This window comes from Paracoccus sp. MA (assembly GCF_020990385.1).
GTDB lineage: Bacteria > Pseudomonadota > Alphaproteobacteria > Rhodobacterales > Rhodobacteraceae > Paracoccus.
Genome location: NZ_CP087599.1, coordinates 232195 through 252064 on the forward strand (window position 1 = coordinate 232195; position 19870 = coordinate 252064).

The 19870-nt window shown below is 68.0% G+C and carries 22 protein-coding genes; 9 read left to right on the top strand and 13 right to left on the bottom strand.

Annotated elements, in window-relative coordinates; translation table 11 throughout:
* Nucleotides 1–93: 93 nt before the first annotated feature.
* The 3 genes from ssuD to LOS78_RS20075 are packed head-to-tail and all read left to right on the top strand — an operon-like array spanning nt 94 to nt 3360.
* Entirely contained in the window at nt 94–1281 is a 1188-nt protein-coding gene (ssuD, locus tag LOS78_RS20065; protein ID WP_230378907.1) for an FMNH2-dependent alkanesulfonate monooxygenase, read from the top strand.
* Between the two features lie 4 nt (nt 1282–1285).
* Entirely contained in the window at nt 1286–2743 is a 1458-nt protein-coding gene (locus tag LOS78_RS20070) for an FAD/NAD(P)-binding protein (protein WP_230378908.1), read from the top strand.
* A gap of 32 nt (nt 2744–2775) precedes the next feature.
* Nucleotides 2776–3360 (top strand): NAD(P)H-dependent oxidoreductase, encoded by a 585-nt coding sequence (locus LOS78_RS20075; RefSeq protein WP_028712759.1) that lies wholly within the window; start codon nt 2776–2778, stop codon nt 3358–3360.
* Between the two features lie 195 nt (nt 3361–3555).
* On the opposite strand, the gene LOS78_RS20080 is transcribed toward LOS78_RS20075, so the two are convergent.
* The 3 genes from LOS78_RS20080 to zigA form a co-directional block, all read right to left on the bottom strand.
* A complete protein-coding gene (locus tag LOS78_RS20080) occupies nt 3556–3810 on the bottom strand; it encodes a DUF6525 family protein (protein WP_230378909.1) in 255 nt (84 codons plus the stop codon).
* On the bottom strand, nt 3810–4478 hold the full coding sequence (locus tag LOS78_RS20085; RefSeq protein WP_230378910.1) for a DUF1826 domain-containing protein: 669 nt from the start codon (nt 4476–4478) through the stop codon (nt 3810–3812). Before LOS78_RS20085 ends, LOS78_RS20080 begins: the two co-directional genes overlap by 1 nt.
* Nucleotides 4479–4559: 81 nt before the next feature.
* On the bottom strand, nt 4560–5783 hold the full coding sequence (gene zigA / locus LOS78_RS20090) for a zinc metallochaperone GTPase ZigA (protein ID WP_230378911.1): 1224 nt from the start codon (nt 5781–5783) through the stop codon (nt 4560–4562).
* 110 nt (nt 5784–5893) lie between these two features.
* On the opposite strand from zigA, the gene LOS78_RS20095 reads away from it, so the two are divergent.
* Genes LOS78_RS20095 through LOS78_RS20115 form a run of 5 tightly spaced genes read left to right on the top strand, consistent with a single transcriptional unit; the run spans nt 5894 to nt 8959 of the window.
* Complete coding sequence (locus LOS78_RS20095) at nt 5894–6346, top strand: nuclear transport factor 2 family protein (protein WP_230378912.1); 453 nt, start codon at nt 5894–5896, stop codon at nt 6344–6346.
* A gap of 18 nt (nt 6347–6364) precedes the next feature.
* On the top strand, nt 6365–6829 hold the full coding sequence (gene hisI, locus LOS78_RS20100) for a phosphoribosyl-AMP cyclohydrolase (RefSeq protein WP_230378913.1): 465 nt from the start codon (nt 6365–6367) through the stop codon (nt 6827–6829).
* A gap of 10 nt (nt 6830–6839) precedes the next feature.
* Nucleotides 6840–7496, top strand: coding sequence for a bifunctional diaminohydroxyphosphoribosylaminopyrimidine deaminase/5-amino-6-(5-phosphoribosylamino)uracil reductase RibD (ribD, locus tag LOS78_RS22170; RefSeq protein ID WP_371824731.1), 657 nt, complete (start codon nt 6840–6842; stop codon nt 7494–7496).
* Between the two features lie 8 nt (nt 7497–7504).
* The gene (locus LOS78_RS20110; protein WP_230378914.1) at nt 7505–7723 is read left to right on the top strand and encodes a hypothetical protein; all 219 of its coding nucleotides are present in this window, start codon (nt 7505–7507) and stop codon (nt 7721–7723) included.
* Between the two features lie 24 nt (nt 7724–7747).
* Nucleotides 7748–8959: a GTP-binding protein gene (locus LOS78_RS20115; RefSeq protein ID WP_230378915.1), complete on the top strand. Its 1212-nt coding sequence runs from the start codon at nt 7748–7750 to the stop codon at nt 8957–8959.
* Between the two features lie 25 nt (nt 8960–8984).
* Here LOS78_RS20115 and LOS78_RS20120 read toward each other — a convergent pair whose 3' ends face one another.
* Nucleotides 8985–9998 carry a GlxA family transcriptional regulator gene (locus tag LOS78_RS20120; RefSeq protein ID WP_230378916.1) on the bottom strand — a complete coding sequence of 338 codons (1014 nt, stop codon included), beginning with the start codon at nt 9996–9998 and terminating at the stop codon, nt 8985–8987.
* Nucleotides 9999–10125: 127 nt separating this feature from the next.
* Here LOS78_RS20120 and LOS78_RS20125 point away from each other — a divergent pair, with 127 nt between their 5' ends.
* Nucleotides 10126–11289, top strand: a complete 1164-nt coding sequence (locus LOS78_RS20125; protein WP_230378917.1) for an S-(hydroxymethyl)glutathione dehydrogenase/class III alcohol dehydrogenase — start codon at nt 10126–10128, stop codon at nt 11287–11289.
* A 98-nt stretch (nt 11290–11387) separates the two neighbouring features.
* Here LOS78_RS20125 and LOS78_RS20130 read toward each other — a convergent pair whose 3' ends face one another.
* The 9 genes from LOS78_RS20130 to LOS78_RS20170 all read right to left on the bottom strand — a co-directional run bounded on the left by LOS78_RS20130 (nt 11388) and on the right by LOS78_RS20170 (nt 19686).
* Nucleotides 11388–11561 carry a hypothetical protein gene (locus LOS78_RS20130; protein WP_230378918.1) on the bottom strand — a complete coding sequence of 58 codons (174 nt, stop codon included), beginning with the start codon at nt 11559–11561 and terminating at the stop codon, nt 11388–11390.
* Between the two features lie 101 nt (nt 11562–11662).
* On the bottom strand, nt 11663–12544 hold the full coding sequence (locus tag LOS78_RS20135) for an NAD(P)/FAD-dependent oxidoreductase (protein WP_230378919.1): 882 nt from the start codon (nt 12542–12544) through the stop codon (nt 11663–11665).
* Complete coding sequence (locus LOS78_RS20140) at nt 12541–13704, bottom strand: GTP-binding protein (protein WP_230378920.1); 1164 nt, start codon at nt 13702–13704, stop codon at nt 12541–12543. The genes LOS78_RS20135 and LOS78_RS20140 overlap by 4 nt, the downstream gene beginning before the upstream one ends.
* A 145-nt stretch (nt 13705–13849) precedes the next feature.
* Nucleotides 13850–15208 (bottom strand): cysteine--tRNA ligase, encoded by a 1359-nt coding sequence (cysS, locus tag LOS78_RS20145; protein ID WP_230378921.1) that lies wholly within the window; start codon nt 15206–15208, stop codon nt 13850–13852.
* A gap of 49 nt (nt 15209–15257) precedes the next feature.
* Nucleotides 15258–16400 (bottom strand): NAD(P)/FAD-dependent oxidoreductase, encoded by a 1143-nt coding sequence (locus LOS78_RS20150; RefSeq protein ID WP_230378922.1) that lies wholly within the window; start codon nt 16398–16400, stop codon nt 15258–15260.
* Nucleotides 16397–17467: a GTP-binding protein gene (locus LOS78_RS20155; RefSeq protein ID WP_230378923.1), complete on the bottom strand. Its 1071-nt coding sequence runs from the start codon at nt 17465–17467 to the stop codon at nt 16397–16399. Before LOS78_RS20155 ends, LOS78_RS20150 begins: the two co-directional genes overlap by 4 nt.
* Nucleotides 17464–17970, bottom strand: coding sequence for a transcriptional repressor (locus LOS78_RS20160; protein ID WP_230378924.1), 507 nt, complete (start codon nt 17968–17970; stop codon nt 17464–17466). The genes LOS78_RS20155 and LOS78_RS20160 overlap by 4 nt, the downstream gene beginning before the upstream one ends.
* 172 nt (nt 17971–18142) lie before the next feature.
* Nucleotides 18143–19039, bottom strand: a complete 897-nt coding sequence (locus tag LOS78_RS20165) for a nickel/cobalt transporter (RefSeq protein ID WP_230378925.1) — start codon at nt 19037–19039, stop codon at nt 18143–18145.
* Nucleotides 19027–19686, bottom strand: a complete 660-nt coding sequence (locus LOS78_RS20170) for a DUF1007 family protein (protein ID WP_230378926.1) — start codon at nt 19684–19686, stop codon at nt 19027–19029. Before LOS78_RS20170 ends, LOS78_RS20165 begins: the two co-directional genes overlap by 13 nt.
* Nucleotides 19687–19870 lie beyond the last annotated feature (184 nt).

A 19870-nucleotide genomic window follows, 5' to 3' on the forward strand; every position in this document is an offset into this window, starting at 1 on the left:
TCACTATATACTTGGTCGTATTTAAGTGTTTTCCTGAGGCGCGAGAAGACCGGCATCCGCTGCCCGGCCGTGATATCAGCAAAGGACTCCGACATGAGCATCCCTACTCCCGACAAGATCCGCGTGCTCTGGTTCCTGCCGACGCATGGCGACAGCCGCTATCTTGGCACGGCCGACGGCGGCCGGGCGGTCAACCTGCCCTATCTGCGCCAGGTGGCGCAAGCCGCCGATTCCCTGGGTTATTACGGCGTGCTGCTGCCCACCGGCCGCAGCTGCGAGGACAGTTGGGTCACGGCGGCGGCGCTGGCCTCGCAGACCGAAAAGCTGCGCTTTCTGGTCGCGGTGCGGCCGGGGCTGCAATCGCCGACGCTGGCCGCGCGCATGACCGCGACGCTGGACCGGCTGTCGGGCGGGCGGCTGCTGATCAACGTGGTCACCGGCGGCGATCCGGTCGAGAACGCCGGCGACGGTATCCACCTGAACCATGCCGAGCGTTACGAGGTGACCGAGGAATTCCTGAACGTCTACAAGGCCCTGCTGGCCGGCGAAACCGTGAACCACCACGGCAGGCACCTGAAGATCGAAGACGGCAAGCTGCTGTTCCCGCCGCTGCAGGAAAACGGCCCGCCGCTGTATTTCGGCGGCTCGTCGGAAGCGGCGAGCAAGGTGGCGTCGCGGCAGATCGACAAATACCTGACCTGGGGCGAGCCGCCGGCCCAGGTGCGCGACAAGATCGAATCCGTGCGCCGGCTGGCCGCGACCGAGGGCCGCGAGGTCAGCTTCGGCATCCGGCTGCATGTCATCGTGCGCGACACCAATGCCGAGGCCTGGCAGGCCGCCGAACAGCTGATCAGCCGGCTGGACGACGCCACCATAGCCAAGGCGCAGGAGACCTTCGCACGGATGGATTCGGTCGGGCAGGCGCGCATGGCGGCGCTGCATGGCGGGCGCCGCGACAAGCTGGAGATCAGCCCGAACCTCTGGGCCGGCGTCGGTCTGGTGCGGGGCGGGGCCGGCACGGCACTGGTCGGCGATGCCGAAACCGTGGCCGAGCGCATCGACGAATACCGGCGCATCGGCATCGATACCTTCATCCTCTCGGGCTATCCGCATCTGGAGGAAGCCTACAGCTTCGGCGAACGCGTCCTGCCCCTGCTGCCGCTGGACCACCCGCTGCCGCAGGCCAGCCTTGCGGCCAACATGGGCCCCTTCGGCGAGACGATCGGCAACGACCATCGCCCGGCCCCGCCCGCGCCACGTCTTGCCGTAGCCGGAGGCTGAGACCATGACCGCGATCCAGAACCCCCTGCGCATCGTCATTCTGGGCGGCGGCTTCACCGGCGCCTCGCTGGCATGGCAGCTGGCGCGGATGCGGCTGCCGGTGCGCCTGACCGTGGTCGAGCCGCGGCCGGAACTGGGCCGCGGGCTGGCCTATTCCGCCACCGACCCGGCGCACCGGCTGAACGTGCCGGCGCATCGCATGTCGATTGACCCCGAGAACCGCAGCGATTTCGCGGACTGGCTGGCAGAGAATCCGGACCTGCCGGACCCGCAGGCGACGGCGCCGAATGGCGATCTCTATGTCCAGCGCGCGCTGTTCGGCCGCTATGTCGCCGAGCGGCTGGCGCCGCACCTGGCCTCGGGCGCGGTGCGCCATATCCGGGCGCGGGTCAGCGATGTGGCGCATGGCGCGAACGGCGATCTTTTGCTGCTGCTTTCCGACGACAACCGCATCCACGCCGACCTGCTGGTGCTGGCCAGCGGCCATCCCGCCCCTGCCCTGCCCCGGCCCCTGGCCGGACTGGCCGGCAGCAGCCTGCTGGTCGCCGATCCGGGCGATGCCGAGGCGCTGGCCGCCGTGCCGCAGCAGGCGCGGGTGCTCATCCTGGGCGCCGGGCTCAGCGCCGCCGACGCCGTCGCCACGCTGGACCGCCAGGGCCATGCCGGGCAGATCACCTGCCTGTCGCGGCGCGGGCTGCAAGCCCGTGGCCAGGGCGCGGCCGAGCATGACAGCCAGGCCGATTTCACCGCCCCGCCCGCGCGGCGCGTCTCGGACCTGCTGCGCCGGGTGCGCCATGCCATCGTCGACGATCAAGCGCGCGGCAACGGCTGGCACGCCACCTTCTGGCGGCTGCGGGCACAGGCCCCGCAGATCTGGGCGGCGCTGGACATGACCGAGCGGCGGCGCTTCCTGCGCCACCTGCGCGTCTGGTGGGACGTGCACCGCTATCGCCTTGCCCCGCAGACCGAGGCCGTGCTGGCCCGGCTGACCGATCAGAGCCGGCTGGAATTCGTCGCCGGGCATCTTCTGGACGCGGCGAGGCGCGGCGGCGGCGTGGATGTCCGCTGGCGTCCGCGCGGCCGGTCCCAGCCGCAGCAGGCGCATTTCGACCGCATCATCGTCACCACCGGCCCCGCGCAGGACCGATGTATCGACGCCAACCCGGCGCTTGGCGCATTGGCGCGGCTGGGGCTGATCGTGCCCTGTCCGCTGGGCCTGGGCCTTGCCACCACAGAGATCTGCCGGGCGCTGGATGCGCAGGGACGCGCCAGCAACCGCATCCTCATCGCCGGCCCGCTGGCCCGGGGCCATCTGGGAGAGCTGACCGGGGCACCGGAATGCGCCTCCCAGACCAGCCAGATCGCGCGCGAGATCGCCCGCCATGCCCTGCTGGGCCCCATCCTGCACCCGGCGGCGGCACGACCCGCCGTCGCCGCCGGCCACAGGCCGCCTCTGTCCTGACCCTTCGGGACTGCACAGAACAGGAGATCATCATGACCGCCCTGACCATCACCGGCTTTGCCGGCAGCTTTTCCGCCCCCTCGCGCAGCCGCGCCCTGGTCCAGGCCGCCGTGGATCTGGCCGCCGACCGCTTCGGCGCCGTCGGCCATGTCTTCGATCTTGCCGATCTGGGCCCGTCTCTGGGCCATGCTCGCCACATCAGCGACCTCGACCCAGAGGCGCTGTCGCATCTCACCGAGCTGATCCATGCCGATGCGCTGGTGATCGCAAGCCCGGTCCACAAGGGCAGCTATGCCGGGCTGTTCAAGCATGTCCTCGACCTGCTGGATCCCCCCATGCTGGCCGGCAAGCCGGTGCTTCTGGCCGCGACCGGCGGCGGCGACCGCCATGCGCTGGTGATCGAACACCAGCTGCGGCCGCTGATGGCCTTTTTCGAGGCGCAGACCCTGGCCACCGGAGTCTATGTCGCCGACCGCGAATTCACCGGCGGCAAGCTGGCCGACGATGCCGCCCATACCCGGCTGGGCCGGGCGGTGGACCAGTTCGCCCCCTTCCTGTCGCCCTATACCGTCCCCCAGCCCTCCGCCGCGCCCCCGCCGGTGCTGCAGGCCTTCTGAGAGGCTCCCCAGGCATCCCCGCGCAGGACTCGCAGGACTTGGCTATAGTGGTAACGAGCCGCCATCTTCGCCCATGCCGCGGCCGGGCCCTTGCCGGCGCCGGGACAATCCCGGACCCCTATTTCGCCCCGGTCCCGACACCCTCCCAACACCCGGATGCTGGTCACGAGCAACCAGTATGCCGCGAAGCCCCAGCTAGTCAGCCCAGATCCGCGGCGCATCGCGCATCAGCATCCGCGCCTCGATCAGGTCGAGGCGTCGGCAGGCGGCCTCGGCATTGCCCGCGGTCTCGGCCATCAGCTTCTGCCACAGGCGCAGCGCCGAAACCGGGCTCCAGGGCAGTGCCGCCTGCGCCAGCCAACGGCGCAACTCGGGCGGCAGGCGGTCGTATTGCGCGATCGGACAGGGCCGGCGGCGGCGGCGCAGCGAGGTGGCAAGGTTGCCGCGCATCAGTGCAGCCTCCGCGCCTCGGCTGCGGGTTCCGCGGCGGGGTCGAGGGCCAGGAACAGCCGCACCCCGCCGGTTCCGGCGATGGGCGGGGAACGGTGCAGCAGCGTCGTGACCTCCTCGCCGGGCCACAGCCCGCCGCGCAGGATCGCGGCCTCGCCCGCGCGCATCTCGCCGGCCGGCACGACCTGGCCGCTTTCGTCCTGCAACCCGAACTGCGTTCCCGGCCCCCGATAGGTGCAAAGCAGCCGCGCGGGCATCTGGTCGACATGGAATTTCCGGCAGGCATCCGTCGTCACGGCTTCGAAGCGGAGATGCATCAGCGGATTGCGCATGATCTGCGCCAGCATCAGCGCCAGCGCCCCGATGTCGCTGGCCAGCAGGTCGCGCATCGTCCCGGCGGGCAGCCCGGACAGGTCGCAGGCGGCATGGATGCAGTTCTCGACCGCGCGGAAATCCACCAGGGCGCGCAGCGCCGGCATCTGGTCAAGCGGGATGCCCTCGATCCATTCGGCAAAACCGGACGAGAGGCTGCGCCGCCAGATCGCCGCGCCGACCCCCGGCTGGGCAACCTGCTGCAGAACCAGCCCGCTGTCGGATTCGAGGATTTCCCGCGCCTCGGCTTGATCGGGGGATGCTCCTTGCGGAGTTGCGGAAACGGTTTCGGTCATGCAGCGGCTTCTCCTCTACCTGTATGGTCCTCTCGTGGACGGGGCAGCCCTGCCCTTCGTCCTTTTCGTCAGCCGCCGCACTCAGGCGACGCGGCGCTGGCCCCATTGCGGAAAGGGATCGGGCAATCTCGCCCAGGCCTCGGGCGTGAAGTCCCAGGCGTCGACCAGGGCGTCGTCCAGAGCCGTGGTGATGGCCGCAGGGTCCATGCCCGCGCCGATGAACACCAGTTCCTGACGCCGGTCGCCCCAGGGTTCCTCCCAGTTCTTCGCCACTTCGGCGAGGCTGTCGGGATGGGTCGGCCAGCGTTCGCGCGGCACCGAGGCCCACCAGCCGCCCAGCGGCACAACCGAGGAGACGACGCCGGCCAGGCTGAACTCCACCGCCCAGTTCGGGCGGCTTGCGATCCAGAAATGCCCCTTGGCCCGGATCACGCCCGGCAACTCGCCGTTGAAGAGGTCGTAGATCTTGCGGGGATGGAACGGCCGCCGCGCCCGGTAGACGAAGGACGAGATGCCGTATTCCTCGGTCTCGGGCACATGGTCCTGGAACCCGTAAAGCTCTTTCGCCCACATCGGATGCATATGCGCGCGGTCGAAATCGAACAGGCCGGTATCGAAGATCGCATCGGCCTCGACACGGCCGAAATCCGTCTCGATCAGCTGCGCGTCCGGGTTCAGCGCGCGCACGATCTTGCGCGCCCGGTCCAGCCGCTCGGGTCCCGCATCCGTCGCCTTGTTCAGCACGATCACATCGGCAAATTCGATCTGGTCGGTCAGCAGGTTGACCAGCGTCCGCTCATCCTCGTCGCCCAGGCTTTCGCCGCGTTCGGCGATGAAATCGTCGCTGGCGAAGTCGTTGGTCAGGTTGATCGCATCGACGACCGTGACCATCGTGTCCAGCCGCGCCACATCCGACAGGCTGTCGCCGTTCTCGTCCCGGAAATCGAAGGTCGCGGCGACGGGCAGCGGCTCGGCGATGCCGGTGCCCTCGATCAGCAGGTAGTCGAAGCGGCCCTCCTCGGCCAGCTTGCGCACCCCTTGCAGCAGGTCGTCGCGCAAGGTGCAGCAGATGCAGCCGTTGGTCATCTCGACCAGCTTTTCCTCGGCCCGGTTCAGCTCGGCCCCCTCGCGGACCAGATCGGCGTCGATATTCACTTCGGACATGTCGTTGACGATGACCGCGACGCGGCGCCCCTCGCGATTGTTCAGGATATGGTTCAGCAGCGTGGTCTTTCCGGCGCCCAGAAAGCCCGAAAGGACGGTGACGGGCAGGCGATTGTCGCGGGTTTGCTGGCTGGTCGGCATGGCGTCCTCGTAAATGTAATGTTATTACGTTACTCCAATAGCCAGAATCACCGGGACCTGCAATGCCGTTTTCAGGCCGGCCCACCCCGGACAGCGAGGAGAGCAGAGCCATGCTGGAAGATGTGACGACCAGCCGCGTCCGGGAGGATGCCTTGTTCGAGGCAGCCGCGCGGCCCTATCTGTCGCAGGTGCGCCAGGCCCTGATGCGATGGGCCGAGGTGGTGTCCCTGGGCCGACTGGAGGATCTGTTGGCGCTTTACGCCACCGATGCCATCCTGGTCCCGACCGTGGCGGACGAGATCGGCGGCCATGCCGAGGAACGCCGGGCCTATTTCGAAAGCTTCCTCGCCAATCCCAAGCTGCGCTGTCGTATCGACACGCTGCGCAAGCGGATCAGCCACAAGCTGGGCACCGTGGTTGTCGGCGGGCATTACACCTTCACCTTCGAACGCGACGGCGCGGAACAGACGCTGCCGGCCCGCTACCTGTTCACCTTCGAGGAAATCGACGGGGTCTGGCTGATCACCGGGCACCACTCCTCGCGCATGCCATCTTCGTTGTAATTCAAGCACGGAAACACGATGTCGCTCTTTTCCCCCCGCCTCACGGTCGCGCAGGTCGAGGAAGGCCATGCGCTGGCTCCGAAATTCGATGCCGCAGGGCTGATCCCGGTCATCACCACCGACGCCAGCAGCGGCGAGGTGCTGATGATGGGCGTGATGAATGCCGAGGCGCTGACGCGCAGCATCGTAACCGGCGAGGCGCATTACTGGAGCCGTTCGCGGCAATGCCTGTGGCACAAGGGCGCGACCAGCGGATTGATCCAGAAGATCGTCGAGATGCGGATCGACGACGATCAGGACGCGATCTGGCTGCGGGTCGAGATCGCCGGGGGCGCAAGCTGCCATGTCGGCTATCGCTCCTGCTTCTATCGTGCGGTGCCGCTGGGCGGGGACGGTGCGCCACGGCTCGTCTTCACCGAGTCCGAAAAGCTTTTCGATCCGGTTCAGGTCTACGGCGATGCGCCCAATCCCACGCAGCTCTGATGCGCTCTGGATGGCCCGGGCGCTGGCGCTGGCCCGGCGGATGCGCGGCCATGTCTGGCCCAATCCGCCCGTGGGCTGCGTGATCGTGAAAGGCGGCACGATCATCGCCGAAGGCGAGACGCAGCCGGGCGGACGGCCCCATGCCGAGCGGGTCGCGCTGAACCGCGCCGGGGCGGCGGCGCGCGGAGCCACGCTTTATGTCACGTTGGAGCCCTGCTGCCATTGGGGCAGGACCCCGCCCTGCGCCGATGCGATCATTGCTGCCGGGGTGACCCGTGTCGTTGCCGCGATGCAGGATCCCGATCCCCGCGTAGACGGCGGCGGCTTCGCCCGACTGCGCGCGGCCGGCATCGAGGTGACGGTCGGCGAAGGCGCAGCTGACGCCGCCGCGATCATGTCCGGCTTCTTGCACCGCACCCGGACCGGAGAGCCGGAACTGATCCTGACCGAACGGGCGGGAGCGGTCCCCGAGGGCGCCGACGCCCTGCTGGAGACGCGGAGCGGACGGCACGGGCTTCGCCTGCAAGGTTCCCGCCGCATGCCGGGCATGGCTTGCGATCTCAGCCCGGATGGCCTTCTGCGCCGCCTCGGCGGCCTCGGCCTGACTTCGGTTGCCCTGTGGCGCGACGACCCGCTATCCGCCGCGCTTTCTTCAACGCCTGCATGAGGATTTGGATGAACTACATTCCGCAAACCTATGACGAATGGGAACATTGCATCACCGTCAAATGCGGCATCCCGCTGACCCCGGCCTATGTGGCCGGGCGCATCGCCGCGCTTGAGGACGGGCATGACTTCCACACCCAGAAATTCATCGACCGCTGGGGTCAGGCCCATCACGCGAGGACGCTTGAATGGTTCCGCAAGGCCGCAGGCAAGCTCGCCGCCGGTTGACCCGCATTCATTCAGGAAGACACCATGCCGCAGATTCCGGTCACGATTCTCAACGGCTTTCTCGGCGCCGGAAAGACCACGCTCCTGCAAAGCCTCCTGGTGCAGGCCCGGGGCATGCCGGGCGTGCGGCTTGGCGTCATCGTCAACGAGATGAGCGCGCTTGATGTCGATGGCGCGATCCTCGACACCAGCGAGGTGATCTCGCGCCGCGACCCGCGCTTTGCCGCCATTCCGGCCGGCAGCATCAGCGACGCGCAGGGGCTGAAGCAGTTCGCCGGCGCCGTGGACAAAGTGACCGGCGCAGGCGCCACGCATATCCTGATCGAAACCTCGGGCAGCACCCATCCCTGGCCGCTTCTGGAAGCGATCCGCGTGCATCCCGCCCTGCGGCTGCACGGTTTCCTGTCGGTGGCGGACACGGTGACGCTGGCGCAGGACCACGACCTGGGCCGCGCCATCCTGCCCGCCGCCTCGCACCATCTGGCCGAGGGTCGGCGCGGGATCGAGAACCTGCTGGCCGAGCAGATCATGTTCGCCAGCCGCATCCTGCTGAGCAAGATGGACCGGGTATCCGGCGAGACGCTGCGCACTGTCGCGCAGGCGATCCATCCGCTCAACCCCTTCGCCGACATCATGGGGATGCAATGGGGCAATGTCCGGCTGGCCGATGTGCTGGCCCTGCCGCCCTATGACCATGCGCGCGTCGCCACCCTGGGCGCCGAGCTGACCGACTGGGACCGCAGCCGCGGCACCGCCTCGATGTCCGGGGCCGAAGGCTACCGGCTCGGCAGCATCGTGATCGCGGACCCCCGCCCCTTTCACCCGCAAAGGCTGTGGAAGGTCTATAACCATTCCCTCGGCACCGGCATCCATCGCAGCAAGGGCTTCTTCTGGCTGCCTTCGCGCGACCGGCTGCAACTGCTGTGGAACCAGACCGCCGGCAGCATCGGGCTGGAGATCGTCAATTACTGGAAAGTCGCGGCGCTGGAGGACGACAGCCTGAACCTGCTGCCCGAGGAACGACAAGAGATGCGCCGGCGCCTTGCCGGCATGTCGCCCGAGTTCGGCGACCGGCGTTGCCGGCTGACCGTGATCGGCGACCGCGACGGGCTGGCGGACTTCGCCGATGCGGTCAGGGGCTGCTTCTGCACCCCTGCAGAGGTCGCGGCGTGGAGGGCGGGCGAAGCCTTCGACGATCCCTGGCCGGCAAGCACGGCGCGACTGTCGCAGCGATAGACCGCCCGGCCCGGCATTGCGCCTTTCACCCCGGCCGCGACGTCCCGAAGCGGTCGCGATAGTCGCGCGGCGTCAGCGAAAACCGGCGCAGGAAGGCCTTGCGCAACTGCTCGTCCGAGGTGAAGCCGCAGCGGAAGGCAATGGCCTTCAGCGGCAGGTCGCTGTCCAGAAGCAGCGCCTTGGCCCGTTCGCAGCGCGCGCCTTCCAGATAGCTGGCCGGAGTCGTGCCCAGTTCGGCGGCGAACAGACGGGTGAAGTTGCGCGGGCTCATCCCGGCGCGGGCGGCCATGTCGGGGATGCGCAAAGGCTGGTGCAGGTTGGCCAGCAGCCAGGACTGGATGTCCCGCATCCCCGGCGGGCCGCGCATCTGGCTGGTCAGGGCGGCGCTGAACTGCGACTGCCCTCCCGGCCGCTTGAGATAGATCACCAGGTCGCGCGCCACGGCCAGCGCCAGGTCGCGGCCGAAATCCTGCTCGACGAAGGCCAGCGCCAGATCGATCGCCGCCGTCACCCCGGCCGAGGTCCACAGGCTGCCGTCCTGCACGAAGATCGCGTCGGCATCCACGCGGACCCCGGGAAAGCGGCGCTGCAACAGCTCGGCCACGCTCCAATGCGTCGCCGCGCGGCGTCCGTCCAGAACCCCCGCCGCGGCCAGGAAGAACGACCCCGAGCAGAGCGCCGCGAAGCGTTCCGCCTCGAAGGCCCGCCGGCGGCACCACTCCACCAGCCCGGCTTCCCGCGCCAGCGCCGCCTGGATGTCCAGCGCACCGGCGACCATGACCGTGGCCAGCGGGCCGGTCTCGGGCAATCCGGTTTCGGCGGCAAGCGTGATCGGCGTATCCGAGGGGATGGCGCCGGGCCGGGGCGCGGTCAGCACGATGTCGTAGCGGCGCGGATCGCCCCGCTCGGCCAGATGGCGGTTGGCATAGCTGAGCACATTGACCGGCCCGACCGCCTCCATCGACTTGAAGCCGGGATAGATGACGATATGCACCCGGTGGCTGTCCCTGCCGGGCGCGGCTGGCCCCTGCCCTGTCATTCGCTTCCTGTCCCTTGGCCTGAACATCGGGAACCCTGTCCGAAATCGACCGGCCGGACAGGTTCCTGCAGCATCAGTAACGTAATAACATTACGTGATTGGATGCAAGCCGAGGAGACTGTCCGAGATGAAAACCCGCGCCGCCATCGCCTGGGAACCGAACCGCCCGCTGGAGATCGAGGAAATCGACCTTGAAGGCCCCAGGAACGGCGAGGTCCTGGTCCGTATCGTCACCACCAGCCTGTGCCATACCGACATGTTCACCCTGTCGGGCAAGGACCCTGAGGGGTTGTTCCCCGCCATCCTCGGCCATGAGGGCGTCGGGATCGTCGAAGAGATCGGCCGCGGCGTCACCTCGGTCAAGCCGGGCGATCATGTCATCCCGCTCTACATCCCCGAGGATCCGGACTGCCCCGATATCAAATCGGGCAAGACCAATCTGTGCCAGACAATCCGCGAAACGCAGGGCCGCGGCGTCATGCCCGACGGCACTTCACGTTTCTCCTACAAGGGCAAGATGATCCATCACTACATGGGCACCAGCACCTTCAGCGAATACACGGTGCTGCCCGAGATCTCGGTGGCGAAGATCTCGACCGAGGCGCCGCTGGCCAAGGCCAGCGTCATGGGCTGCGCCATTCCGACCGGCATGGGTGCGGTCAGGAACACCGCCAAGGTGGAACCCGGCGCGACGGTGGCGGTCTTCGGCCTGGGCGCGGTCGGCATGGCGGTGATCCAGGGGGCGAAGATGGTCGGCGCCGGCCGGATCATCGGCATCGACACCAACCCGAACAAGTTCCCGCTGGCCCGCGGCCTTGGCGCGACCGAGTGCATCAATCCCGCGGATTTCCAGCAGCCTATCCAGCAGCTCATCATCGACATGACCGGCGGCGGTGTAGATTACTCCTTCGAGTGCATCGGCAACGTCAATGTCATGCGCTCGGCGCTGGAATGCTGCCACAAGGGCTGGGGCGAATGCACGGTGATCGGCGTCGCCGGCGCGGGCGAAGAGATCGCCACCCGCCCCTTCCAGCTGGTCACCGGCCGGGTCTGGCGCGGCTCGGCCTTTGGCGGCGTGCGCGGGCGCAGCCAGCTGCCCGGCATGGTGGACGAATGGCTGCGGGGCGATTTCGACGTCGATCCCTATATCACCCACAACATGACGCATGAGCAGATCAATACCGCCTTCGACCTGCTGCATGCGGGCGAGTCGATCCGCTCGGTCATCCATTACCAGCCGCAGGAAACGATGCGGGTGAACAACCTGCCCGGCAAGATCGTCCCGGCGTAAGCCGATGAAGCAATTCCCCGGGCATCTTGCATGTCCGGGGGTCGCCTGCGCCCGAAGCCGGCCGGCGGGACTATCATCGCGCGATGTCCTGCCCGGAGCTAGGGGGACGGAACCATGCCGTTCAGATAAAGCGACAGGGCATGCGCCGCCGCCCGGGCCTCGACATCCAGGGTCGCGCGTTCCGCGGCTTCATCGACCAGGTGGGCCTTGGGGCCGCTTTCTGCGCATCCTCCAAGGAGCGCGAGAACAAGGACGGTGCTGGCAATTCGCATTGGCGCTCTCTTGTCTGGTTGAATGTTTGCTGCCGCTACCGCAGCTGTCGCCGGATACCGAAGCGGCGCCGTCCCGTAGGAGCAACTTCGCCGCTTATCCGTCAGAACACCAGCGAACGATGCATCTGCGCCCCGGCCCAAGCCCCGTCCCCCACGGCAAGCGAGACCGAATGCGGCACCCGCGCCGCATCGCCGCAGGCGAAGGCGCCGGGCACCGTGGTCTCCTTCGCCGCATCGGTGCGGATCTGGGTGCCGAAGGGGGTCTCCTCCAGTTCGCAGCCCAGGCTTTCGGCCAGCGGCGAGGCCGGGACATTGCGGCCGGCGGTGAACAGCCCGGCAAAACCCAGGCGGCGCCCGTCGGCCAGCACCACCTCGGCCTCGCCGTCCAGCCGCACGACCGGCGCCGTCTCGACCCCGACGCCCCGGGCGGCAAGGTCGGCCAGGGCCGCCGCATCCGGCGTCACCGCGCCATTGGTGAACAGCGTGACCTCGCCCCATTCCGGCAGAAGCTGCGCCTGGTGCAGCGCCATCGGCCCGCTGGCCAGCAAGCCGATCCGGCCGCGGTCCAGTTCGTAGCCGTGGCAATAGGGGCAATGGAACACGGTCCTGCCCCACCGCTCGGCCAGCCCCGGAATGTCCGGCAGAATGTCGCGGACGCCGACGGCGAAGAGCAGGCGCCTGCCGTCATGGCCGGAGCCGTCCTCCAGGGTAACGCGGAACTCCTCTCTTTGCCCGGCGGCATCGACGGCTGTCGCGTCGATCCAGGTCAGGCTCGGATAGCGCAGAAGCTGCTCGCGCGCGGTCGCCCAGATCACCGCCGGGTCGACGCCGTCCTGTCCCAGGAAGCCATGCGAATGGCTGGCGAAGCGATTGCGCCGCCGGCCCGCATCGACGATCAGGACCGAGCGTCGCGCCCGCAGAAGCTGCAGCGCCGCCGCCATCCCGGCGTAGCTGCCGCCAATGACGATGACGTCCTGTTTCATGACTCTCTCCTTGTCCTGCCGGGCCCCGGCCCCGGGCGGCCCATCAACCGAAGGGCCTGCCGCCCTGCTTGAATGCCTGGAACGCCATGGCGAGAAACAGGCTGAGGCTTGCCCGAAAGCGCCTCGAATTCGGCCCGGATGGCGCCCTCGTCGAGATTGGTGCCGATGATCACCAGCCGGCTTGCGGCTTGTCCCTGCGGCCAGCCCTCCAGCCGCATGATCGGATAGAGCCGATGCTGCACGGCATGGATCAGCGCCGGTGCAGAGGGATCGTCCTGAAGCGCGACCAATCCCTTGATCCGCAAGAGCCCGTTGCCCCGCGTCGTGGTCAGCCGCATGAGGAACTGCCGCAGCGCGCGTTCATCGACCGGATCGTCGCGGACAAGCGGGATGGCGACGACGTTCCCATGCCGGTTCAGGTCGTGGAAATGGCCGCCATGGCCGTGACCATGGTCATGGCTCGCTTCCGCCGCCAGCCAGGCCTCGACCCCCTCGCCCTTGCCGAAAGCGGAATAGCTGGCAGGTTCGAGCAGCGCGGCCGGTCGGAACGAGGGATCGGTTCCGTCATGAATCCTCAGGCCCGGGTTGAGTCGCTTCAGCTTTTCCGGCCAATCGCCCGCCGGTGCCACGTCGGTCCTGGTCAGAACGACATGATCGGCGAAGGCGATCTGGCGAAGGCTTTCGGGATGGCTGTCCAGTGCCGCGCCGATGCCCTGGACATCGACGACCGTGATCACGCCCGACAACCGAAACGCCCGCGCCACCGCGTGATCGCGCAGCGACATGGCCGCCACCCCGCCGGGGATCAGGCTGTTGATGATCGGCGCCGGATCGGCCAGCCCCGGCGTCTCGACGATGACGCGCGAAAATGGCGGCAGGCTGCCATCGCGGCGGCCCACGAGCAGCTCATCCAGGGATGAGCGCAGGTCGCTGCCGACGGTGCAGCAGATGCAGCCGGTGGTGGTGACCACCGGCCGCTCCCGCCCCTCGCGGACCAGATCGTGATCGACGGATACCAGGCCGAACTCGTTAATGATCAGGGCCGTATCGTGGAAGGCGGGATTCTCGAGGATGCGGTTCAGCAGCGTGGTCTTGCCCGCACCCAGAAAGCCGGTGAGGAGGAAGACGGGAAGCTGTTCGATGGTGATGCCGGGTTTCATGCGGATATCCTCGCCTCGATCTTCGGTAAATCCTCGGCCGGATGCGGCAGCCGTGGCCGAACCAGGGCGGCAGCCAGCTGATAGGCCCGCACAGGGCCGATCATGCCGCCCGACACGCCGCGCGGCTGGATGCTGCGGCGCGCCCTCATCCGCCTTGCCCCACAAGCGGGGGATCTTCGACCGCGATGCCAAGCCCCAACAGCTCGTCGCGGATACGGTCGGCCGTGGCGAAATCGCGGCCGGCACGGGCGGCGGCGCGTTCGTCCCGCAGCGCATCGATGCGGGCCACGTCTTTCTGGTCCGTCTGGCACGCGGCCAGTTCCGCCTGCCAGTCGCGCTCGGTCCTTTGCAGCAGGCCAAGCTCCGCCCCGGCCTCGACCAGGGCGGCGACATAGCGCGGCCTGAGTTCGGGATCGACCGAGCGCGCCGTGGTGGCCAGCACGAAAAGCTCGGCCAGCGCCGCCGGCGTGTTCAGATCGTCGTCCAGCGCGGCGCGGAAACGGGCCAGCAGCGGGCTGTCCCGGCACAGCCGCAGATCGCCCGGCCCGTCGCCGATGGCGACGTAAAGCCGGGAAAGCGTCCTGACCGCCTGCGGCAGCGTTTGTGCCGTCCAGCCCAGTGGCTGCCGGTAATGCGCCGAGAGCAGCGCCAGCCGCACCGCCTCGCCCGGCGCCTGCCCCAACAGGTCGCGCAGCAAGAGCACATTGCCGAGCGACTTCGACATCTTCCGCCCCTCGACCGTGACGAAGCCGTTATGGATCCAGAAGCGCGCGCGGGTGCCTTGCGCGATCTCGTTCTCATGGTGCGGGAATTGCAGGTCCACGCCCCCGCCGTGGATGTCGATGGGATTGCCCAGGTGATGCTCGATCATCGCCGAGCATTCGATATGCCAGCCGGGGCGCCCCCGACCCCAGGGGCTGTCCCAGCCGGGCTGGCTGGCGTCCGAGGGCTTCCACAGCACGAAATCCGCCGGATCGCGCTTGAAGGGCGCGACCTCGACCCGCGCGCCGGCGATCATTTCGTCGCGCTTGCGCCGCGAGAGCATGCCGTAATCGGCAAAGGAGGGCACATGATAGAGCACATGGCCCTCGGCCTCATAGGCGTGCCCCGCCGCCAGCAGGCGCCGGATCAGGTCGATGATCTGCGGAATATGATCCGTCACCTTTGGCTCGATGCCGGGCGGCCGCACCCCCAGCGCCGCCATGTCGGCGTGATAGGCGGCGGTGAAGCGTTCGGTGATCGCTGCGATCGGAACACCCGCGGCCGCCGCCGCCGCGTTGATCTTGTCGTCCACGTCGGTCAGGTTGCGGGCATAGATCACCCGCCCGAAATGCCGTTCCAGCACCCGCACCAGCACGTCGAAGACCACGGCGGGGCGGGCATTGCCGATATGGGCGTAGTCATAAACCGTCGGGCCGCATACATACATGCGGACCTCGCGTGGATTGCGGGGGACGAAGGGCTGTTTCTCGCCGCCCAGGCTGTTGGTGAGATATAGGGTCATCTGTCGTCTCTGTGTGGAAAATGCGGGATCGGTTGCGCGGGGACGGGCCTCAACAGAGGCATTTGTCGGCATCGCAACAGGTCGGATCGTCCAGATACATGTTGTTGGCGCGATAGAGTTCCAGCGCCGAGGTGTCAGCCCCGACCCGTCCTGCAATGGCGCGGGCGACCACAGCGAAACGCTGGCGAAACTTGTAGATGAAGCAGAAAAGATGGCCGTTATGCGACACCTCGGGCCCGACCAGGAACAGGCCCGGCAATTCGGTGGATTCGTCCTGCGGCGTCAGCAGCGGCAGGCCGGTTTCGTCATAGTCGAACCAGCCCGAGACCGGCGCCGTGCCGCTGGCAAAACCCGTGGCCAGGATCGGCGCATGGGACGAAAGCCAGCTGCGCCCGTCGCCCGCAAGGATGCGGATGCCGCCCGGCTCCTCTTCCAGCGCGACGACCTCGGCGCCGTCGATCAGCGTGATGGCGCCGCCCTTCATCGCCACGTCCAGCCGCTGGCGGGTAAAGGGCGACAGGGCGCGGCTGGGGTCCTTGTCGCGGTCCTGCCAGGGCGCCGCCCCGCGTTCCAGCACCGTCACCCGCTTGCCCGCGCGGGCAAGTCCAAGCGCCGCGTCGATGCCGCTTTCATAGCCGCCGATGACGAAGACCTCGTCGCCCGGCACATCCTGCCAGCGGCCGACCGCGGCGTAGTGGCGGGCAAGTTCCGCACCGATCAGCCCCCCATCCGAAGGGGTGCCGAACTGGCCGCAGGCCCAGATCACGAAATCCGCGCCGATCTCGCCGCGATCCGTGCGCAGGACGAGCCCTTCGCCATGCGGCTCCAGCCCCAGCACCTCGATGCCGCATGCGACGTTCAGCCCGAAGGCCAGCGCCGCCTGCTCCAGATATTGGGCGTAGCGTCCGCCGTCGGGATGCTCGCGCTTCAGCGACCAGCCGGGCGAGCTGTCATAGCTGATCGCGTTCAGGTCGGTCAGGCCGAAGACATTGACGGGAAAGGACGGCGTCAGCAGCCGCGTGCCCGAGGGCCAGCGCAGGAAGCTTTGCCCGATCCGGCCGCGTTCCAGCACCCAGACATCGGGGATCGCCAGGTCGCGCAGCACCCGCGCCACGCCCAGACCCGCCGGCCCCGCCCCGACGATGGCCACGGTGACGTGATCGGGGATGCGACGGTCTTCGGACAGGCTCATGGCGTCACCTCGGCGGAAAGATAGCCGACGGGCAGCACATGCTCGGACACGGCAACGGAGTTCAGGGCGGAGAAGAGATCCCGCAGCTCGGGATCGGTGAAGTCGCGCAGGATCAGCACCAGCTTCGAGCGGCGATCCTCGCCCTGCCAGTCGGTCAGCAGGACCGGCGGATGAAAGATGTGCTGGACGCCGTGGACCACGAAAGGATGCGGCACGCCCTGCAGGTGGATCAACCCCTTGAAGCGCAGCAGATCGGCGCCGCGCTGCGCCATCAGCATCTCCATCCAGAGATCGAAGGCCGTGGCCGAGATCGGCTCGTCGATCACCCAGGAGACCGAGCGGATCGCGTCCAGATGCCTGAGGGCGTCGAGATCGGCCAGCTTCGGAACCGGAACGGCCTCCTGCCGCAGCCAGCCCCGCGCCTCGGCCGACTTCATCGTCGGATCGAAGTGCCCCAGCCCGGTCAGCCGTCGGGGGTCGATCCGGCCATGCAGCGCGATCTGGACCGGCGCAGCGGCATTCAGCGCCGCGATTTCGCGGCGGGCGCCGGGCTCGTCGGCCTCGGGCAGGTCGGTCTTGGTCAGCAGGACAAGATCGGCCAGGGCAACCTGGCGCCTTGCCTCCTCGTGCCGGCGCAGGGTGTCCGGCCCCGTCGCGGCATCGACCGTCGCCACGACGCCATCGGTCACGAAACGCTCGGACAGGTCCATGCTGGTCAGCAGCGTGTGCAGGATCGGCGCCGGATCGGCCAGGCCGGTGGTCTCGATCATCACCCGGTCGAAGTCCAGCTCGCCCGCCTCGCGCCGTTCCGCCAACTCGACCAGCGTGTCCAGCAGATCGCCCCGCAAGGCGCAGCACATGCAGCCCGACTGCAGCAAGACCAGAGTCTCGGTCGTCGAGACGACCAGTTCGTGGTCCAGCCCGATCTCGCCGAATTCGTTGATGATGATGGCCGTGCGGCCGAAATCGCGATGGCGCAGCAGCCCGTTCAGCACCGTGGTCTTGCCGCTGCCAAGAAAGCCGGTCAGCAGCGTGACGGGAAGAGGCGTCGGGCAAGGGTCCGTCATGTCCGCCCCGCCCTTATCCGGCCCTGACGCTTGGGGACGGCGGCGGCATCCCGGCAATCGGCGCAAGTTCCCTGCAATTCGATGACGCGACGTCCGACCTGGAAGCCCAGCGAAGCCGCGCGTTCGGAAAGGACCTCGGCAAGGCCGGCCAGTTCCAGTTCCACCGTGGCGCCGCAGCTGTTGCAGAGAAAGAAAAGACCGGCATAGCGATCCTGTGGATGCGCCGAGGGGACAAAGGCGTTGCGCGTCTCGATCCGGCTGATGAACCCCTGCTCCAGCAGAAAGTTGAGCGCCCGATAGGCGGTCGGCGGGGCCAGGGGCCGGCCCAGCCTGTGGCCCAATGCCCGCAACAGCTCGTAAGCTCTGACGGGGCCGTCGAATTTCAGCAATACCTCAAGCACCGTCCGCCGGAGCGGCGTGAAGCGGACGCCCCGTTCGGCGCAGATGCGCTCGACCGCTTCGATGCTCAGGGTGTGAGCAGGACTGGGACCGGACCCCGACATGCAACTGCCTCGCCAATGGATGAACGTAATGTTATTACGTTACTAAAACGCGCGCAAGCCTCGCCGGCATGAATGGCCCGCGGCCGGATCAAGGCGGACCCCGCAGGCCGCAACCAGCTTGATTGGCAACTCCTCTGGTCCTGTCGGGTAGACGCGCCGGGATCGGCGCAGTTCAGAACGGCGTCTGGAGCAGGCGCAGCGCCGTCGAGAAGGCAAAGATCGCCACGAGACCGCCGAGGACGATCTCGACCAGGCTGGCAAGGACCGGCGCGCGACCAAAGGCCGGCAGCGAGACATGCACGCCGCGACGCAAGCCGACCGCGACGACCGCGGCAAGGCCCGTCACCATCATGGTGCCGATCCCCATGGCATAGACCCCGGCGATCCCGACGGCGTCCAGACCGAACCGCCAGGTCAGGATCAGCAGGAACAGCGCCCCGGTGCAGGGACGCAGGGCCACTCCGGCGACCAGCGCCGCAGCTTCGCGCCACGAGCGGGTCGCCAGAACCTCCTGGGCATCGGGGACATGGGCATGGCCGCAGCCGCAGGTTTCGGAATGCGCGTGACCGTGCCGGTGCCGGCCGGCGGCCAGCCTGCGCAATCCCCGCCAGCACAGGATCACCCCCAGCAGGGCGATCGCCGCGGCCGAGAACGGTTCGAGACTGGCCGAGGCGCCCTCGACGCGGTCGCGCGCGCCGCCGAAGATCCAGACGCCGACATAGACGAGGACCACCGCCACCGTCGCCTGCGCAAGGCTGGTGATCGCGGCCAGGCTGACCATGCGCTTCATCGGCACGTCGGTCGCGACCCCATAGGCGCCAATCAGCGCCTTGCCGTGTCCCGGCCCCAGCGCATGCAGGAAACCATAGGCGAAGCAGATGCCCAGAAAGGTCGTGACCGCCCCGGCCTCGCCGCCCCGCAGGGCGCGCAAGACACGCGCCAGCGCGTTCTGATAGTCGCGCTGCCAGCCCACCGCCATCCGGGCGACTCGGTCGTCCAGCCCGGTCCAGAAGACCAGGCCGGCGGCCACCGCAAGAGCCAGCAGGGTGACGGGGATCACCTTGCGCATTCCAGCCTCATGTCGTCGGCGAAATCGCCGCCCACATCGGGATATTTGCCCTGATCCATGATCTCGTCATTGGTCAGCTTGGCCAGTTCGTCGCCATATTTGCGCTGCGCGGCGGCGATGTCGGCCTTTTCGATCTCGATCCGGCAATCGTCCCGGCCGTTGATCCGGGGGGCTCCGGCCAGGTCATAAAAGGTGTAATAGGTCGGATCATAGACCTGCGCCTCGATCCGCTCGTCCTCGGGCCTGATCCGGTCCAGAAGCGCACGGATATGGGTCACGATGATCCGGCCCTGCTGATAGCGCACGGCGATGTCCAAAGGACCGGACAGCGCAACCGGCTTGCCGTCACGGGTCAGATAGAGGTCGCCCGCGAAATCCTCGGGCCAGTCGCTGAACATGGCGGTGAGGCGGGCGATCTCGTCATCGGTCAGCACGCCATCGCCGTCCTTGTCCATCTCCATGTCCTCGACCATCAGCATCGAGGAGAAATCGTCGAAGGCCCAGACCACGCTGACGGCGCCCAGCCTGCCCTCGCCGTCGAAGCGGAACGTCAGCCCGGTGTCGATGAAGACATGCGGATGCGCCTCGGCCTTTCCGAGCGAAAGGACCGACAGCAGACACAGTGTAGCAACCCCGAGACAGCGCATGGGGCCTGCCTTATGCGCTGGCGTCCGCCTGGACAAATCACAAAACCGGCGTCTCGGCAGTTCCCCGCCGGAGTCTCGGCCCGCTTTCACGTGCCGTGCCACCCTCTCGGACGGAAGCGGAGGGTTGTTGAACCTCGTCTCTTGCCGTCGCAGTTCGGTAATGTAATAACATCACGCAAATTCG

What these genes read in the sequence shown, in the direction of transcription:
- LOS78_RS20115 (WP_230378915.1), top strand. Translation starts at nt 7,748, where the DNA reads ATGCCGCAGATTCCGGTCACGATTCTCAACGGCTTTCTCGGCGCCGGA.
- cysS (WP_230378921.1), bottom strand. Translation starts at nt 15,208, where the DNA reads ATGACCCTATATCTCACCAACAGCCTGGGCGGCGAGAAACAGCCCTTC.
- hisI (WP_230378913.1), top strand. Translation starts at nt 6,365, where the DNA reads ATGTCGCTCTTTTCCCCCCGCCTCACGGTCGCGCAGGTCGAGGAAGGC.
- LOS78_RS20070 (WP_230378908.1), top strand. Translation starts at nt 1,286, where the DNA reads ATGACCGCGATCCAGAACCCCCTGCGCATCGTCATTCTGGGCGGCGGC.
- LOS78_RS20170 (WP_230378926.1), bottom strand. Translation starts at nt 19,686, where the DNA reads ATGCGCTGTCTCGGGGTTGCTACACTGTGTCTGCTGTCGGTCCTTTCG.
- LOS78_RS20130 (WP_230378918.1), bottom strand. Translation starts at nt 11,561, where the DNA reads ATGCGAATTGCCAGCACCGTCCTTGTTCTCGCGCTCCTTGGAGGATGC.
- ssuD (WP_230378907.1), top strand. Translation starts at nt 94, where the DNA reads ATGAGCATCCCTACTCCCGACAAGATCCGCGTGCTCTGGTTCCTGCCG.
- LOS78_RS20120 (WP_230378916.1), bottom strand. Translation starts at nt 9,998, where the DNA reads ATGACAGGGCAGGGGCCAGCCGCGCCCGGCAGGGACAGCCACCGGGTG.
- LOS78_RS20140 (WP_230378920.1), bottom strand. Translation starts at nt 13,704, where the DNA reads ATGAAACCCGGCATCACCATCGAACAGCTTCCCGTCTTCCTCCTCACC.
- LOS78_RS20150 (WP_230378922.1), bottom strand. Translation starts at nt 16,400, where the DNA reads ATGAGCCTGTCCGAAGACCGTCGCATCCCCGATCACGTCACCGTGGCC.
- LOS78_RS20160 (WP_230378924.1), bottom strand. Translation starts at nt 17,970, where the DNA reads ATGTCGGGGTCCGGTCCCAGTCCTGCTCACACCCTGAGCATCGAAGCG.
- LOS78_RS20165 (WP_230378925.1), bottom strand. Translation starts at nt 19,039, where the DNA reads ATGCGCAAGGTGATCCCCGTCACCCTGCTGGCTCTTGCGGTGGCCGCC.
- LOS78_RS20095 (WP_230378912.1), top strand. Translation starts at nt 5,894, where the DNA reads ATGCTGGAAGATGTGACGACCAGCCGCGTCCGGGAGGATGCCTTGTTC.
- LOS78_RS20075 (WP_028712759.1), top strand. Translation starts at nt 2,776, where the DNA reads ATGACCGCCCTGACCATCACCGGCTTTGCCGGCAGCTTTTCCGCCCCC.
- LOS78_RS20080 (WP_230378909.1), bottom strand. Translation starts at nt 3,810, where the DNA reads ATGCGCGGCAACCTTGCCACCTCGCTGCGCCGCCGCCGCCGGCCCTGT.
- LOS78_RS20125 (WP_230378917.1), top strand. Translation starts at nt 10,126, where the DNA reads ATGAAAACCCGCGCCGCCATCGCCTGGGAACCGAACCGCCCGCTGGAG.
- ribD (WP_371824731.1), top strand. Translation starts at nt 6,840, where the DNA reads ATGGCCCGGGCGCTGGCGCTGGCCCGGCGGATGCGCGGCCATGTCTGG.
- LOS78_RS20135 (WP_230378919.1), bottom strand. Translation starts at nt 12,544, where the DNA reads ATGAAACAGGACGTCATCGTCATTGGCGGCAGCTACGCCGGGATGGCG.
- zigA (WP_230378911.1), bottom strand. Translation starts at nt 5,783, where the DNA reads ATGCCGACCAGCCAGCAAACCCGCGACAATCGCCTGCCCGTCACCGTC.
- LOS78_RS20110 (WP_230378914.1), top strand. Translation starts at nt 7,505, where the DNA reads ATGAACTACATTCCGCAAACCTATGACGAATGGGAACATTGCATCACC.
- LOS78_RS20085 (WP_230378910.1), bottom strand. Translation starts at nt 4,478, where the DNA reads ATGACCGAAACCGTTTCCGCAACTCCGCAAGGAGCATCCCCCGATCAA.
- LOS78_RS20155 (WP_230378923.1), bottom strand. Translation starts at nt 17,467, where the DNA reads ATGACGGACCCTTGCCCGACGCCTCTTCCCGTCACGCTGCTGACCGGC.